Source organism: Pandoraea sp. CB10b_02 (assembly GCF_002216225.1).
In the GTDB taxonomy this organism is placed as follows: domain Bacteria; phylum Pseudomonadota; class Gammaproteobacteria; order Burkholderiales; family Burkholderiaceae; genus Pandoraea; species Pandoraea nosoerga.
In genome coordinates this window covers 82,572-99,489 of sequence record NZ_NJGW02000002.1, presented here as the reverse complement: position 1 = coordinate 99,489, position 16,918 = coordinate 82,572, and the positions used below count along the sequence as shown (strand labels likewise).

The following is a 16,918-nucleotide window of genomic DNA, read 5'->3' as shown; positions in this document are numbered from 1 at the left end:
ATGAATCTGCCCCAAAACGACGATAAGAACCTCTGGGTCTCGTGGGAAGACTACCATCGGCTGATCGAGCGTCTGGCGCTCAAGGTCTACGAGTCCAACTGGAAGTTCGACAAGATCCTGTGTCTGGCCCGTGGCGGTTTGCGCGTGGGTGACCAGCTCGCTCGCATCTACGACGTGCCGCTCGCCATTCTGGCGACGAGTTCGTATCGGGAAGCCGAAGGTACCATTCGCGGTGATCTCGACATTGCCCAGTACATCACCATCACGCGCGGCGAGCTGGAAGGCCGCGTGCTGTTGGTGGACGATCTGGTCGACTCGGGTGTGACGCTCGAGCGTGTGGGCCAGCACCTGAAGGAGCGTTTCCCGAAGGTTTCGGACGTGCGCTCGGCCGTGCTGTGGCACAAGGCCTGCTCGAAGGTGGCGCCGGATTACGCGGTGGAGTTCCTGCCGACGAACCCGTGGATTCATCAGCCGTTCGAAGAGTACGACACGCTGCGTCCGCATAATCTGGCGGCGTGGATCAAACGCGGGACCTGAGCCGAGACAAGGTGGCGACGGCCGGTGAGGTCGAGCGGCACGGAACGACCGATATGCCTCGGCAAACAGGCGGTGACATCGAAAGATGCACCGCCTGTTTCGCTTTCGTGTGCGCCGTCTTTGCCGGGTCTCAGAGTGGACGCTTCCGCCGGAAAACCGGGGACTTCAGGACATAAGGCGGGCAAGTTACCCGTTGCTCCGGGCTTGATCGGGCGCGCGGATATGGTCTGATGCGGATCTGTCCTCATTTCTGCTGCCCTCGTGGCCTCGATCCGATGACACGCTTGCGCCCGCTCCCGATGATCTGTGCCGGTCTGATGATGCTGACCTGCGCACCGGCCGACGCCGCCTCCGCCGTAGCCGGCGTGCGCTCGGCGGGCGGCGTTCGACTCGTCTATGTGACGAACCAGACGTCGATGGCCAAGGCAAAGCTGGCCGTGCTGGAGCGCTGCCGAAGCCGGCTCGGTGCCGGCAGTCGGGGAGGGCGATGCGAAGTGATGATGGCGGGCAATGGCCCGGCCTACTGGGCGGTCGTGCACGCGAGCAATGGCGAGGTCGGCATTGCGCTCGGTGAGACGCAGGAAGCGGCGTTGCAGGATGCGTTCGCCGTCTGCCAGCGCGGCGGGCAGTGTACGACCGACGGCGCCCAACGGTGGCTCGACGAGGGGCAGCGCCCCGGAAAGCGTCTGCCCCCGACGCCAGCAGGCCTGCCTGCGCAGGTCCAGTGCCGGATTCCAACGGGGCAAGTCGTTCGCATGCAGACGCGCTGCGTGAACGGTGAATGCACCCGGACGTATGAGAACGGCTGTACGATCCGCTTTCAGGCCGCGCGCTGCCTTGATCGGGAAACGAACACCTACGTGTGGCGGCCCAACGGCTGCGACGACGATCGCTGACCGCCTGGTTCAGCGCCACGGCGCGTCGCTCCTTCGCCTATGGCGGTGAGGGAACGGCATGCCGGCGAGACATCGGTGGACTACCCAGCGCCACTCGCTGCGTCATCGTTCGTGCACGCGAGCGCCAAACGCCCGGGTGCCCGAACGCTGAAAAGGCCAAACGCCCGGCCCAGAGCCGCAAAGCCGCAAAGCCCCAGAGCCCCAAAGCCCCAAAGCCCCAAAGCCCCAAAGCCCCAAAGCCGGGACGCCCGGTTGCCAGAAGTTCCGGGCGCCGAGACGCCGTTAGTTGGCCGACATCCCGCTGTGGCGCAGTAGCGCGTCCACCTGCGGTGCACGGCCCCGGAAGGCGATGAACGATTCCATCGCTTCACGGCTTCCCCCGACGGCGAGAATTTCATCTCGATAGCGCGCACCGGTCGCTGTATCGAGCACCGAGCCGCTCACCTTGGCCGCTTCCTCGAAGGCCGCATACACGTCCGCCGACAGTACCTCGGCCCACTTGTAGCTGTAATACCCCGCGGCGTAGCCCCCGGCGAAGATATGGCTGAACGTGTTCGGCCAGCGCGAGAATTCGGCCTGTGGCGTGACGTGCAGCCGGTCATTGATGCGACGCGAAAGCGCCAGCACCGACTCCTTGCCGCGCGGATCGAAATCGTAGTGCAGATGCATGTCGAAGTCGGAGAACACCAACTGGCGCAGCATCATCAGCCCGCTCTGGAAGTTGCGCGCGGCGACCATCTTGTCGAATAGTGCGCGCGGCAGCGGCGCACCGGTGTCGACATGGGCCGTCATGTGTTCGAGCACATCCCATTCCCAGCAGAAGTTCTCCATGAACTGCGACGGCAGTTCGACCGCGTCCCATTCCACGCCGTTGATGCCTGCCACCCCTGCGTCTTCCACTTGCGTGAGCATGTGGTGCAGGCCATGGCCGAACTCATGGAACAGGGTGATGACGTCGTCGTGCGGCAGTAGCGCGGGTTTGCCGCCCACCGGGGCCGGGAAGTTGCAGACGAGATAGGCCACCGGAGTTTGCAGCTTGCCGTCGTGCAGGCGTTTGCGCGTGCGCGCGCTGTCCATCCAGGCGCCGCCGCGTTTGCCTTCGCGGGCAAAGAGGTCCATGTAGAACTGGGCGATCAGTTCGCCATCGCGTTCGATGCGATAGAAGCGCACGTCCGGATGCCACGTCTCGGCATCCTGCGGGCGGATCGTCACGTCGAACAGCGTGCCGGCCACGCGGAACAGACCCTCGAGTACCTTGGGCAGCGGGAAGTATTGGCGGACTTCGGTCTCCGAGAACGCATAGCGCTGCTGGCGCAGTTTTTCCGATGCGTAAGCGGTGTCCCACGGTTCCAGCTTGTCGATGCCAAGCGACTTCGCCGCGAAGGCCTGCAACTCGGCCCAATCCTTTTCGGCGTAGGGGCGTGCGCGACGCGCGAGATCTTCGAGGAACTCGAGCACCTGGGCCGGCGACTCGGCCATCTTCGGTTCGAGCGAGACTTCGGCGTAGTTCTTGAATCCGAGCATCTGCGCCTCTTCGCGGCGCAGTGCGAGTTGCTCGACGATGATGTCGGTGTTGTCCCAATCCGCTTCGCCGTTGCCGAACTCCGGCCCGAGTTCGGACGCGCGTGTCACATTCGCGCGATAGAGCGTCTCGCGCAACGCGCGGTTGTCGGCGTACTGCAGTACCGGGAAATACGACGGGAAGTGCAGCGTGAATTTCCAGCCTTCCACGCCATCGCGTTCTGCCGCTGCGCGGGCGGCGGCTTTGTCGTCCTCGGGCAGGCCGGCGATTTCTTTTTCGTCGGTGATCACCAGCGAGAACCTGTTGGTCGCGTCGAGCACATGGTCGGAGAAGTTCTTGGCCAGGCGCGCCTGTTCTTCCTGAATCTCTGCGAAGCGCGGTTTCTTATCCTCCGGCAGTTCGGCGCCGCCCAGGCGGAAGCCGCGCATCTCGTTTTCGAGGATCTTCTTGCGCGCGGGCGAGAGCCCCGCGAATTGGGGGCCGGCAGCGATGGCCTTGTACTTTTCGAACAGTGCCAGGTTCTGGCCGACGCTCGCCGAAAACTCCGTCACGCGAGGCAGATTCTCGCTGTAAGCCGCGCGCAATTCGGGCGTGTCGGCCACGGCATTCAGGTGGCCGACGATTTCCCAGGCGCGGCCCAGACCCTCGGTGCCGTCTTCGACCGCGTCCAGAATATTGGCCCAGGTCGCCGGCGTCGCGGGATCGGCCGCGCGATCGACCGCTGCGCGCGCACGCTCGAGCAGCACGTCCACGGCGGGCGTCACGTGTTCGGGGCGGATGTCGGCAAAGCGGGGAAGACCTTCGGTATCGAGCAGAGGATTGGTTTGCGGCGTATTCATGCGTTCGTTGTCCACTGAAAGGGCTTACGAAGAGTGTGGGGGCAAGCTGTGGATTTTTCCAGTCGTTTTTTTCAACCGGGGTGATTGACTGCGCTGCCCGGAAGTCAGGCGAGAAGCCTTGCCGGCTGGGGATTTGCGGCGTGCGAGGCGGAGCGAGAGCCCAGTGTTGCGGCCGCGCTGTTACGCGACGCGGACTGGTTTTTCGGGAGAATCCGAGTCTCGGGACAGGCGTTTCGCCTGTGTGATCGGAACTTGTAAGGGGCGCGCCGACGCAGGCAAAGCGTCGTGACGCCACTGTCTTTGCCCGCGAGGAAAATGCCCCGGGGCATCAGGGGCATCCAGGGGCACACAGAGGCGTTCAGAGGCGTTCAGTGATGTTTGGCGGCGCTTAGCCGGCGAGCGCTCGCTCGGCGGCTTCGATCGTGTTGACGAGCAGCATGGTGATCGTCATCGGGCCCACGCCGCCCGGCACGGGCGTGATGTAGCCGGCCACTTCCTTGACGCCATTGAAGTCGACGTCACCGCATAGCTTGCCTTCGTCGTCGCGATTCATGCCGACGTCGATCACGGCAGCTCCTGGTTTGACCATGTCCGCCGTCACGATGTTGCGTTTGCCCACCGCTGCAACGATCACGTCGGCGTTGCGCGTGTGAGCGGCCAGATCGCGTGTCTTGCTGTTACAGATCGTGACCGTGGCGCCTGCCTGAAGCAGCATCATGGCCATTGGTTTGCCGACGATGTTCGATGCCCCGATCACGACAGCGACTGCGCCGCGCAGCGGGAATTCGACGGACTCGAGCATTTTCATGCAGCCGTAAGGTGTACACGGGCGGAACAGCGGTGCGCCAGTCATGAGAGCGCCGGCGTTCGAGACGTGGAAGCCGTCCACGTCCTTCTCGGGCACGATCGCTTCGAGCACCTTGTGGCTGTCGATGTGCTTGGGCAGGGGCAATTGCACCAGAATGCCGTTGATTTTCGGATCGCGATTGAGCTCATCGATGCGCGCGAGCAGCGCGCTTTCCGTCAGGTCGGCGGGGTAGCGGTCGAGCGACGAATACAGGCCGTTGTCTTCGCAGGCCTTGACCTTGTTGCGGACGTAGACCTGGCTGGCGGGATCGTCGCCAACCAGCACCACGGCGAGGCCGGGCTGATGGCCGCGAACCGTGAGCGCGGCGGCGCGGGTGGCAACTTCGGCGCGAATGCGTTTGGCGAGGGCGTTGCCGTCGATGAGGGTGGCGGTCATGTTGCGTGGATGTCTATGAAGGAAGGGGGCTGGCCCGCAGGGCCGGATACGGCGGCGTCGGTCGGGCGCGCGACGACGCAAAAACGACATTATAACGGGGCGTCGAATCGGACGGGAGGAGACCGGAAGGCCGGTCCCGAACGCACGGCGGGACTGACGATCGGCGCTACCCGCATCAGGCGTTGACGGCCTCGGGGCCGATGCCGGAGGCGCCGGGGTTCGGACCTCCGGGCCTCGGGCATCGAGGCGTCAGGATATTCGGCGGATACTAGTCGGCGGATACTAGTCGGCGAATATTAGTCGGCGAATATTAGGGGCGGGGCGAGCCACTGGAGCGTTTGGAGAGCGCCAGACGGAGCAGATCGGCAACAGTGTTGACGTTGAGCTTCTCCATGATGTTGGCGCGGTGGGCTTCGACGGTCTTGATGCTGATGCCGAGATCGTCGGCAATCTGTTTGTTGAGCCGGCCGGCAATGATTCGCTCGAGCACCTGATGTTCGCGGCTCGTCAGCTTCGAGAGCAATTCCTCGGCCGCTTGTTGTTCACGCTGGCTGCTGGCGTCCTGGCGGGCCTTCGAGAGCATACGCTCGACCTGGCCGCGCAATTCCGCTTCTTCGAAGGGTTTCTCGATGAAGTCCATGGCTCCCTTCTTCATCGTGTCGACCGCCATTGGCACGTCACCGTGGCCCGTCACGAAGATGATGGGGATGTTGATCTTCTGCGCGATCAGTTGTTCCTGGAGCTCCAGTCCGCTCATGCCCGGCATGCGCACGTCGAGAATGAGGCATCCGACCTGGTGTCCGTTGTAGTGCGAAAGAAATTCCTCCGCGCTGGGAAAAACGCGCACATGGTAGCCATTGGCTTCCAGCAACCAGCGTAGCGAGTCGCGGGCGGCTTCGTCGTCATCGACGACAAAGACGGTTTCTTGATCGATATTGGTGTTGGGTGTCGTCATAGTCCTCCCCCGGGGCCGGATGTCGTATCGCTTTCTAACGGTAACAGAATACAAAAAGTACAACCATTCCGCACGCCGTCGACTTCATTGTTTTCAACCCACAGACGGCCGTGGTGCGATTCGATGATGGAGCGGCAGATGTTCAGGCCCATGCCCATGCCGTCCGATTTGGTGCTAAAGAAAGGTTCAAACAGTCGTTCGATGGTCGCTTCGTCCACGCCAGGGCCATGGTCCGAAACCTGGAATTCCACGGCCTTGTCGCGCCGTTGCACGTGCAGACGCACCGTCGGGTCGCGTCGCTGACCTGGCGCGGGCGTGTAGCCGTGCATGGCTTCGGCCGCATTTTTCAGCAGGTTCACGAGCACTTGCTCGATCAACACCGGGTCGACGTAAATCTGCGGCAAGCCTGCCGGCAACTCCGTCACGATGCGAATCCGGCGCTTGCGGGCTTCGAGTTCAGCCAGGCCCACGGCGTCGGCCACGATCTCATAGATCGACGACGGCTGCCGTTTCGGTTCGCTGCGCTTCACGAACGCGCGGATGCGCTTGATGATCATGCCGGCGCGAACCGCTTGCTGGGAGGTCTTCTCCAACGCCGGCAGCAGCGTCTCGGGCGACGTGCGACCCGCGCGAACGAGCGCAGCCGTTCCCATGCAGTAATTGTTGATGGCGGCGAGCGGCTGATTGAGTTCGTGCGCGAGCGACGACGCCATTTCGCCCATCGTCGTCAGACGTCCGGTGAACTGCAGGCGCTCCTCTTCCTGGCGTGCCAGTTCTTCCGCGTGGCGGCGGGCCGTGATGTCCGTGGCCACCTGCAATTGCGCGAGGTGACCGTCGACCCATTGAATGTACTGGCGCCGGACTTCGAACCATTTCTGATGCGCCGGCAGATAGATTTCCTGCGTCTCGGCCGACGTATCGGTGAGTGACGCCGCAGGCAGCCCCGCGAACGCGTCGACCATATCGATATGGTCAAGCGACGTGGGGGACAGCTCGCCACCGCCCGATAGCTCGAGATGGCCTTCGGGGCGCGTGCCGAACAATTGACGGTAGTAGCGGTTGGCAAAGAGCAGTTCCGCCTTGTCGACGGCCAGCACGGACACCGACGCGTCGAGACTTTCGAGCACCGTCGTGAAGCGCTCATGCGCCGCCGCGAGTTCCTCTCGCGCGCGCTTGGGCTCGCTGATGTCCGTCAGCGAGGACATCCAGCCGGTCTGGCGCCCATGCGCGTCGACCAGCGGCGAGACGAACATGCGCGCGTAGAAGATCGTGCCGTCCTTGCGCTGCACTCGGATTTCGAAACCGTGAGACGGCGCTTTGCCGCGCAGCGTCATGTCGATGCGACGCTGCATTTCATGGATGTCGTCCTTGGGCCAGTACGGGTAGGGCGGCGCGCGATTCATCAGGTCCTGCTCGTCCCACCCCGTCATCCGGCAGAAGGCCGGGTTCACGTAGGTGATGTGGCCCTGGAGGTCGAGAACCCGCATGCCGATCACGATGGAGTTCTCCATCGCGCGTCGGAACGACGTCTCGTTGAACAGCGCTTGCTGCGCTTCGAATCGCTGGCGCGTGTGCCGCCACAGGCTCCAAAGGCTCCAGAGCACGAAACAGGACAGCCCGGCAATCAGCCAGACCAGCGTGTTGTTGACGAAGTTGCCGACGGCCGGATACGAGTAGATGCGAACGGCAAGACTGTGCCCCGGCGGATCGAGCAGCAACTCGTAAGAGACGTCTCGCGGCAGCGGCGGCCGCGTGGATGTCGTGGCCAGTTCGTTGTTGTGCGTGTCGATGAACGACACCTTGAACTTGTCGCCCAGCTCCTGCGGCAGTTCGTGGATCAGCAGTCCCTCGACGGAGTACACGGCGCTGATCGTGCCGAGAAACTCGCGCTCGCGCAGCACGGGCACCTGCACGACGATGTAGCTCGCGCCCGAGGCGTCGTAGATCAGCGTGGAGTAGGCCGAACGCCGTGAATCGCGCGCGGCGCGAAACGCCACGAGCAGCTCGTCTTCCATCGGGTGGGCCGCCGAGCCCTGCAGGCGCGAGGCGAACGGCGAATCGGCGGGCACGGCCCAGCGGGGCCGCTGGGAGGCGTCGAGCCAGTTCATGAAGACGATGTCTGCATGGTTTTGCATCAGCTCGCTTGCCGTATTCTGGAAGTGCGCCACGTCCTGCGGCCTCGCCGCCGTGTCGCGTGCCAGGGAACTGATCTGGTCCTGGATGGCCAGCATATTGAGGCGGATCTGTTGCTGCGCCCAGGCCACGTTCCGGTAGAGCGTGTCCTGCTGCTGCTCGGTCTCGCGGCGATTCAGGCTCCACAGGATCAAACTCATCACCACGAGGAAGATCACAATGGAGACGAGCGGCACCAGCAAGTAGTAGTGCGACTCCGCGAACCCCTGCAACCAGCGATTGGAGCGGGCAGGTGTAGCGGCGGACCGGGACGGCGGAGCGGAGTTGGCAAGGCGTGGCGAAAGCATGCCGAGATTGTAGCTCAGGCCGGCCGGTTTCCCGCTGTCATGCCGCATGGCGTCTTGCTTTTCGGAAGCGTCCGATCTTTTTAGTAAGACGGTCGCTCAATTCGCGCTCGATACCGATCGGTACGCATGGAATCCGTGGTCTGATGGCGTCGGCAACTCCTTGATTTTATGTGCAGTGCAGCAGAATTCCGCATCATGAAATTTGCTATCGTAATCTGAAATTTCGCTTGCGAAGCCAGGAATATCCTTCGTACAATGCCCCGGTAAAAATGCCGGTGGGCCCGTCCATGAAGCGGGTATCACTTGTTACGCCAACCCGCTAACGACAGACAAGGAGACACCATGTCCGCCGTACCTGAAGAAGCCCTGAAGATCGTGTCCCCTGCGGATGCGGATCCCCAAGAAACGCAAGAATGGCTGGCCTCGCTCGAAGGCGTGCTGGCCGCGGAGGGCCCGGAGCGCGCCCACTACCTGCTCGAGAAGCTGATCGAATTTGCCCGCATCAACGGCGAGCATCACCCGTTCTCGGCCAACACCCCGTATATCAACACCATCCCCGTCGACCAGCAGGCCCGGATCCCGGGCGATCAGGACATCGAGCACAAGATCCGCTCGTACACCCGCTGGAATGCGATTGCGATGGTGCTGCGCGCCGGCAAGGACACGAACGTTGGCGGTCACATCGCATCGTTCGCCTCGGCCGCCACGCTGTATGACGTCGGCTTCAATCACTTCTGGCATGCGCCGTCGGAAAAGCACGGCGGCGACCTCGTCTTCGTGCAGGGTCACTCGTCGCCGGGCGTGTACAGCCGCGCATTCCTGCTCGGGCGCCTGGAGATGAAGCAGCTCGAGAACTTCCGCCAGGAAGTGGACGGCGGTGGTCTGTCGTCGTATCCGCACCCGTGGCTGATGCCCGACTTCTGGCAGTTCCCGACGGTGTCGATGGGGTTGGGCCCGATCATGGCGATCTATCAGGCCCGCTTCATGAAGTACCTCGAGTCGCGCAACATCGTGAAGACCGAAGGCCGCAAGGTCTGGGCGTTCCTCGGCGACGGCGAGACGGACGAGCCGGAATCGCTGGGCGCCATCGGCATGGCCGGCCGCGAGCAGCTCGACAATCTCGTGTTCGTGATCAACTGTAATTTGCAGCGTCTGGACGGTCCGGTGCGCGGCAACGGCAAGATCATCCAGGAGCTCGAGTCCGAATTCCGTGGCGCGGGCTGGAACGTGATCAAGGTGATCTGGGGCAGCCGTTGGGATTCGTTGCTCGCCCGCGACAAGAAGGGCCTGCTGATGAAGCGCATGATGGAGTGCGTGGACGGCGAGTATCAGACGTACAAGTCGAAGGACGGCGCCTACGTTCGCGAGCACTTCTTCAACACGCCCGAACTCAAGGCCATGGTGGCCGACTGGTCGGACGAGGACATCTGGGCGCTCAACCGCGGCGGCCACGATCCGCACAAGATCTACGCGGCCTACCACGCCGCGACCCAGCACAAGGGCCAGCCGACCGTCATCCTCGCCAAGACCATCAAGGGCTATGGCATGGGCGAAGCCGGCCAGGCCATGAACATCACTCACCAGCAGAAGAAGATGCCGGTGGAGTCGCTCAAGAAGTTCCGCGACCAGTTCAAGCTGCCGATTTCGGACGACGAGATCGCCGACGTGCCCTACCTGAAGTTCGAGGAAGGCTCGAAGGAACTGGAGTACATGCGTGCTCGCCGCATGGAGCTCGGCGGCTACCTGCCCCAGCGTCGCACCAAGGCCGCTTCGCTGCCCGTGCCGGCGCTCGGTGCGTTCGACGCGCTGCTCAAGGCAACCGCGGAAGGGCGCGAGATTTCCACGACGATGGCGTTCGTGCGGATTCTGAACGTGCTGCTCAAGGACAAGACGCTGGGGCAGCGCATCGTGCCGATCGTGCCGGACGAGTCGCGCACCTTCGGTATGGAAGGCCTGTTCCGCCAGATCGGTATCTGGAGCCAGGTGGGGCAGCGTTACATCCCGCAGGATCAGGACCAGCTGATGTTCTACAAGGAATCGGAGAACGGCCAGATTCTGCAGGAAGGCATCAACGAAGCCGGTGGCATGTGCGACTGGATTGCGGCCGCGACGTCGTACTCGACGCACGGCGAGACGATGATCCCGTTCTACATCTTCTATTCGATGTTCGGCTTCCAGCGTATCGGCGATCTGGCGTGGGCGGCTGGCGACATGCGCGCCCGCGGCTTCCTGGTCGGGGGCACGGCCGGTCGCACGACGCTCAACGGCGAAGGTCTCCAGCATGAAGACGGCCATTCGCTGCTGTGGGCCTCGTCGATTCCGAACTGCCTGCCGTACGATCCGACGTTCGCCTACGAACTGGCCGTGATCGTTCAGGATGGTTTGCGCCGCATGGTGCAGGAACAGGAAGACGTCTACTACTACCTGACGGTGATGAACGAGAACTACGCCCATCCGGCCATGCCGGAAGGCGTGGAGCAGGACATCCTCAAGGGGATGTATTCGTTCCGCCGCGGCACCGAGAACAGCAAGGCGCCGCGCGTGCAGTTGCTGGGCTCGGGCACGATTTTCAACGAAGTCATCGCTGCCGCCGAAATGCTCAAGAACGACTGGGGCGTCGAATCGGATCTGTGGAGCTGCCCGAGCTTCACCGAGCTGGCCCGCGAAGGCAACGACGTGGCGCGCTACAACCTGCTGCACCCGACCGAGGCGCCGCGTCTGTCGCACGTCGAGAAGTGCCTGAACGAGACCCGCGGTCCGGTGATCGCGTCGACTGACTACATCCGTACATACGCCGACCAGATTCGTCCGTTCGTGCGCGGTCGTTACGTGGTGCTCGGCACCGACGGCTATGGCCGCTCGGATACGCGTGAGAAGCTGCGTCATTTCTTCGAGGTGGATCGCAACTGGGTGACGGTCGCGGCGCTCAAGGCGCTGGCCGACGAAGGCACGCTGCCGGCAAGCAAGGTCGCCGAAGCAATTGCCAAGTACAACCTGGATCCGAACAAACCCAACCCGATGACCGTCTAAAGGCCGCTTCGTGCGGTGAAGACGCCCGCCAGCCGTCCCCCAGCGGCTGGCGGGCGCGTGCCGCACGCCAAGCGCAGCCTCGAGGAGACTGTGGAAAATGAGTCAAGTGATCGAAGTGAAAGTCCCGGACATCGGTGACTTCAAGGATTTGCCCGTCATCGAAGTGCTGGTCAAGGAAGGCGACAAGATCGATGCCGAACAGGCCCTGATCACGCTGGAGTCGGACAAGGCCACGATGGACGTGCCGAGCCCCGCCGCCGGCACCATCAAGGCAATGAACCTGAAGGTGGGCGACGAGGTGTCCGAGGGTTCTCTCATCCTGACGCTCGAAACGGCCAACGGCTCGAGCGCGCAGGCCAACGGCGCGGCGGCACCCGCTGCCGCCCCCGCCCCGCAAGCCGCGGCGTCCGCACAGGCGCCTGCCGCAGCCCCTGCCGCTGCGCCCGCTGTTTCTGCGGCGCCGGCAGCCACGGGCGACACGAGCAAGATCGACGTGAAGGTGCCGGATATCGGCGGCTACGACGACGTACCCGTGATCGACGTGCTGGTCAAGGTCGGCGATACCGTGACGGCGGAGCAGTCGCTCATCACGCTCGAGTCGGACAAGGCGTCGATGGACGTGCCGAGTCCCGCCGCAGGCGTGGTCAAGGAACTGAAGGTCAATGTGGGCGACAAGGTTTCCGAAGGTTCGCTGATCCTGGTGCTCGAGGGCGCTGCTGCGCCTGGCAAGGCAGCCGCAGCGCCGGCGGCTGCCGCTCCGGCACCTGCGGCGTCGGCAGCACAGAGCACCGCACCGGCCCCCGCGGCTGCACCGGCGCCCGCGCCCGTCGCCGCGGCAGCACCGGTCCCCGCGCCGGCCGCGCCGCAAGGCGGCCAGCCGATCAGTCACGCCAGCCCGTCCGTTCGCAAGTTCGCGCGCGAGCTGGGCGTGGACGTGACGCAGGTCAGGGGCACCGGCCCGAAGGGCCGCGTGACGGCCGACGACGTGCGCAGCTTCGTCAAGAGCGCCCTGGCGGGCCATCGCCCGGCGGCCGCCGGCGGCACCGCACCGGCCGGCGGCGGTGAGCTGAATCTGCTGCCGTGGCCGAAGGTCGACTTCGCGAAGTTCGGTCCGGTCGAGGCGAAGGCTCTGTCGCGCATCAAGAAAATCTCCGGCGCGAATCTGCACCGCAACTGGGTGATGATCCCGCACGTCACGAACAATGACGAAGCGGACATTACCGAGCTTGAAGCATTCCGTGTCCAACTGAACAAGGAAAACGAAAAGGCCGGCATCAAGGTGACGATGCTCGCGTTCGTGATCAAGGCCTGTGTGCTGGCGCTCAAGAAGTTCCCGACGTTCAACGCCAGCCTTGACGGCGACAACCTCGTCTTCAAGCAGTACTTCCATATCGGCTTCGCGGCCGATACACCGAACGGTCTCGTCGTGCCGGTGGTTCGTGATGCCGACAAGAAGGGCGTGTTCGAGATCGCTCGCGAGACGTCGGAACTGGCCAAGCTCGCCCGCGAAGGCAAGCTCAAGCCCGACCAGATGCAGGGCGGCTGTTTCTCGATCTCGTCGCTCGGCGGTATTGGGGGGACCACCTTCACGCCGATCATCAATGCACCGGAAGTGGCCATCCTGGGCCTGTCGCGTTCGTATCAGAAGCCTGTGTGGGATGAGCGCAAGCAGCAATTCCTGCCGCAACTGACGCTGCCGCTGTCGCTGTCCTACGATCACCGCGTGATCGATGGCGCCGAGGCTGCGCGCTTTAACGCCTACCTGGGGCAACTGTTGCAGGACTTCCGTCGCGCAATGCTGTAAATGGCGGACGTCGCCGGTGGCGCGCAAGCGCAGGCCGGCGGCGCTCGCGCGCGAGCTTCGGATCTGGACGGGGAGGGCCTCATGACCACCGTGGTAGTCGTCAAGAAAGCCGGCGAAATCGCCATTGCCGCCGACTCACTCGTGACGTTCGGCGATACGCGACTGTCGCAGTCCTACGAGGAGAACCGCAAGGTCTTCCTGGTAGGCGATTCCTATGTCGGCCTGGCGGGCACGACCGCGCACTTTCCGGTCATGCGGGCCATTCTTTCCGAAATGGCGGACGAATGCCGTCTGCATTCGCGTGACGAAGTGTTTCGCACGTTCTGCCGCGTCCATCAGAAGCTCAAGGAAGAATATTTCCTCAATACCAAGGAAGAGGAAGACGATCCGTATGAGTCGTCGCAGATCACGTCCGTGATTGCGAACCCGACGGGCATCTACGGCGTGTATTCCTACCGGGAAGTGTTTGTTTTCGATCGGTTCTGGGGGATTGGCTCGGGGCGCAACTTCGCGCTCGGCGCCATGTACGCCCTCTACGACCAGGATCTGAGCGCACGCGCCATCGCCGAAGCGGGCGTGAGGGCGGGCGCCGAGTTCGACAAGAGTTCGGCCGGCCCGTTTCAGGTGCATGCGTTTCCGATCGATACCACCATCAAGTCATAAATGCGACAGGGAGACCCCGCATGAGTCTCATTGAAGTCAAGGTGCCGGATATCGGCGCAGAGGGCGTGGACGTCATCGAAGTGATGATCAAGCCCGGCGACAGGATCGCCAAGGAAGCGTCACTCATCACGCTCGAATCGGACAAGGCCTCCATGGAGGTGCCGTCCGAAGTGTCCGGCACGGTCAAGGAAGTCAGGATCAAGGTCGGCGACAAGGCTAGCGAAGGCACGGTGATCGCGCTGGTCGAAGCCGACGACGCTGGCGCCGCCAAGGTCGCCGCGCCTGCTGCGGCCCCGTCGGCCCCGGCCGCCGCCCCCGCGGCGAGCTCGGCCGCGCCCGTAGATCCGCCGAGCGCCCCGGCCCCGGCCGCCGCCACGCACAGCGGTGGTGCGGACATCGAGTGCGACGTGGTCGTGCTCGGCGCGGGCCCCGGCGGCTACTCCGCAGCGTTTCGCAGCGCTGATCTCGGCCGCAAGACGGTGCTGGTCGAGCGTTACGCAACGCTCGGCGGCGTCTGTCTGAACGTCGGCTGCATCCCGTCGAAGGCGCTGCTGCATACCGCCGCCGTCCTCGAGGAAGCCCAGGCGCTCGGCCATCACGGCATTTCGTTCGCGAAGCCGCAGATCGATCTCGACAAGCTGCGCGCCTACAAGGAAAGCGTGGTCGGCAAGCTGACGAACGGGCTGGCCGGCATGGCGAAGATGCGCAAGGTCGAAGTGGTGCGCGGCGTGGGCGCGTTCCTCGATCCGAACCATCTCGAAGTGGTGGCCGAAGACGGGAGCAAGCGCGTGGTGAAGTTCGCGCAGGCGATCATTGCCGCCGGCTCGCAAGCCGTGAAGCTGCCGTTCCTGCCGGAAGACCCGCGCATCGTCGACTCGACCGGCGCGCTCGAACTGCGCCAGATCCCGAAGAAGATGTTGGTGATCGGCGGCGGCATCATCGGCCTGGAAATGGCAACGGTCTACAGTGCGCTCGGCGCGGAGATTGACGTCGTGGAAATGCTCGACGGCCTGATGCAGGGTGCGGACCGCGATCTCGTCAAGGTCTGGGAAAAGATGAACGCCAAGCGTTTCGGCCGCGTCATGCTCAAGACGAAGACGGTGGGCGCGCAAGCGAAGGCCGACGGCATCTACGTGAGCTTCGAGGGCGAAGCCGCACCGGCCGAAGCGCAGCGCTACGATCTGGTGCTCGTCGCGGTGGGCCGCAGCCCGAACGGCAAGAAGATCGGTGCGGAGAAGGCCGGCGTGGCGGTGAGCGAGCGCGGCTTCATCGCGGTCGACAAGCAGATGCGCACGAATGTACCGAACATCTTCGCGATCGGCGACATCGTCGGTCAGCCGATGCTCGCGCACAAGGCCGTGCATGAAGCCCATGTGGCGGCGGAAGCGGCAAACGGCGAGAAGGCATACTTCGACGCCATCCAGATTCCTTCGGTGGCCTACACCGATCCGGAAGTGGCCTGGGCGGGCAAGACCGAAGACCAGTTGAAGGCCGAAGGCGTGAAGTACGGCAAGGCCGTGTTCCCGTGGGCGGCGTCGGGCCGCGCCATTGCTAATGGTCGTGACGAGGGCTTCACCAAGGTGCTGTTCGACGAACAGACGCATCGCATCCTCGGCGGCGCTATCGTCGGCACGCACGCGGGCGACCTCATCGGCGAACTGTGCCTGGCCGTCGAAATGGGCGCGGATGCGGTCGATATCGGCAAGACGATTCACCCGCACCCCACGCTGGCCGAATCGGTCGGTATGGCCGCGGAAATCTACGAAGGCGTCTGTACCGACGTCCCGCCCGCGCGCAAGAAGTAATCGCTCTCCGGCGGCATGCGCGCCGCGGCGCAAGCCGGCGGCGGCGCTGCCGAGACAAGAAAACCGTCGTCCTTTTCGGGATGGCGGTTTTTTTGTGCCGGATGGCGGCTTTTCCTGTGGCGCCTCCGTGCCACTTCCGTACCGCTTCCGTACCATTCTGGAGGGGGCGGACAGAGCGTGGACCGCTCTCGCGGCTCGGGCAAAGAAAAACCCGGCTCGGGCCGGGTTTAAAGGGTACCTGCGGTACCGAGGAGACAACTGGGTGTCGCTGCATCCGCCTGGGGTGCAACGACGGTATTTCAGGCGTTCCTCGTCAATTCACGTCAGACGCGGTGGATTACTTCTTGGCGCTGGCGGCACGCGAAGCCTGTGCGGCAGCCTTCGAGGCGACGTTGGTTGCCGCGGCGAAGTTCGTTTCGGCGATTTCCACGGCTTGCTTGGTGGCCTTTTGCACGCTGTCGAAAGCGCTGTTGGCGGCCGACAGGGCCGACTTGGCGAGCGCGACGGCGGATTCCGAACCGGCCGGGGCGTTCTTGGCCAGGTTGTCGAACAGCGCCTGCACGTTCTGCGAGCTTTCGGCGAGCTTGGCTTCGGCCACCTTGGTCACTTCGGCTTGCGTCGACGAAGCGATCTCATACAGGTGGCGGCCATACGCGAGCGCCTTCTCGGCAGCCGGTTGAACCAGGTTCGCCTGCAGCGCGAGCAGTTCCTGAGCGTCCTTCACGGCAAAAGCCTTCTGGGCGGTGGAGGCCGACTCGGCCAGCGATGCCTTCACGGCTTGCAGATTCAGCTCGACGAGCTTTTCCACGCCTTCGAATGCCTTGTTGGTCAGGCCGAACAGGGTTTCGAGGTTGGCCTTGTGCGCGGCGGCGAGTTGTTCGGGGGTCAGAAACGACATGGCGTTCTCCTATGGTGTCATACACAGCGTATCGACCCACTCCGTGTTCGCTTGTCGGTTCTCACCTTGTGCCGGTGAAAACACGGTTGGGGCCTCTCATTGGGGTGCGATCTCTTTTTGTGCATCGCACAATCGCAAGTGTAGAGAATTTTTTGGCGGTGTCAAGTTGTTTTTGTGCGTTGCACAAATTCAATAAAAACTTAAAAAATCAAAAGCTTGGGATCCCGTCATGGGAGCCGTCCGTCG

At 63.6% G+C, this 16,918-nt stretch carries 11 protein-coding genes; 6 read left to right on the top strand and 5 right to left on the bottom strand.

Annotation, left to right across the window (positions count from 1 at the left end; genetic code table 11):
- Positions 1 to 537 (top strand): phosphoribosyltransferase, encoded by a 537-nt coding sequence (locus CDN36_RS02215; RefSeq protein ID WP_150556938.1) that lies wholly within the window; start codon positions 1 to 3, stop codon positions 535 to 537.
- A gap of 275 nt (positions 538 to 812) precedes the next feature.
- Positions 813 to 1,433, top strand: a complete 621-nt coding sequence (locus tag CDN36_RS02210; protein ID WP_287495892.1) for a DUF4189 domain-containing protein — start codon at positions 813 to 815, stop codon at positions 1,431 to 1,433.
- Between the two features lie 282 nt (positions 1,434 to 1,715).
- On the opposite strand, the gene CDN36_RS02205 is transcribed toward CDN36_RS02210, so the two are convergent.
- The 4 genes from CDN36_RS02205 to CDN36_RS02190 form a co-directional block, all read right to left on the bottom strand.
- Positions 1,716 to 3,794, bottom strand: a complete 2,079-nt coding sequence (locus CDN36_RS02205) for a M3 family metallopeptidase (protein WP_287495891.1) — start codon at positions 3,792 to 3,794, stop codon at positions 1,716 to 1,718.
- 388 nt (positions 3,795 to 4,182) lie between these two features.
- Positions 4,183 to 5,037, bottom strand: coding sequence for a bifunctional methylenetetrahydrofolate dehydrogenase/methenyltetrahydrofolate cyclohydrolase FolD (gene folD, locus CDN36_RS02200; protein WP_287495890.1), 855 nt, complete (start codon positions 5,035 to 5,037; stop codon positions 4,183 to 4,185).
- A 310-nt stretch (positions 5,038 to 5,347) separates the two neighbouring features.
- Positions 5,348 to 5,992, bottom strand: a complete 645-nt coding sequence (locus CDN36_RS02195) for a response regulator transcription factor (protein ID WP_039410467.1) — start codon at positions 5,990 to 5,992, stop codon at positions 5,348 to 5,350.
- Complete coding sequence (locus tag CDN36_RS02190) at positions 5,989 to 8,472, bottom strand: PAS domain S-box protein (RefSeq protein ID WP_244958205.1); 2,484 nt, start codon at positions 8,470 to 8,472, stop codon at positions 5,989 to 5,991. The genes CDN36_RS02195 and CDN36_RS02190 overlap by 4 nt, the downstream gene beginning before the upstream one ends.
- Positions 8,473 to 8,814: 342 nt before the next feature.
- Here CDN36_RS02190 and aceE point away from each other — a divergent pair, with 342 nt between their 5' ends.
- The 4 genes from aceE to lpdA all read left to right on the top strand — a co-directional run bounded on the left by aceE (position 8,815) and on the right by lpdA (position 15,774).
- Complete coding sequence (gene aceE, locus CDN36_RS02185) at positions 8,815 to 11,502, top strand: pyruvate dehydrogenase (acetyl-transferring), homodimeric type (protein ID WP_287495889.1); 2,688 nt, start codon at positions 8,815 to 8,817, stop codon at positions 11,500 to 11,502.
- Positions 11,503 to 11,599: 97 nt separating this feature from the next.
- Positions 11,600 to 13,306, top strand: coding sequence for a dihydrolipoyllysine-residue acetyltransferase (aceF, locus tag CDN36_RS02180; protein WP_287495888.1), 1,707 nt, complete (start codon positions 11,600 to 11,602; stop codon positions 13,304 to 13,306).
- A gap of 81 nt (positions 13,307 to 13,387) precedes the next feature.
- A complete protein-coding gene (locus tag CDN36_RS02175; RefSeq protein ID WP_150556932.1) occupies positions 13,388 to 13,969 on the top strand; it encodes an Ntn hydrolase family protein in 582 nt (193 codons plus the stop codon).
- Positions 13,970 to 13,989: 20 nt separating this feature from the next.
- Positions 13,990 to 15,774, top strand: a complete 1,785-nt coding sequence (lpdA, locus tag CDN36_RS02170) for a dihydrolipoyl dehydrogenase (protein ID WP_287495887.1) — start codon at positions 13,990 to 13,992, stop codon at positions 15,772 to 15,774.
- 337 nt (positions 15,775 to 16,111) lie between these two features.
- On the opposite strand, the gene CDN36_RS02165 is transcribed toward lpdA, so the two are convergent.
- A complete protein-coding gene (locus CDN36_RS02165; RefSeq protein WP_150556930.1) occupies positions 16,112 to 16,672 on the bottom strand; it encodes a phasin family protein in 561 nt (186 codons plus the stop codon).
- Positions 16,673 to 16,918 lie beyond the last annotated feature (246 nt).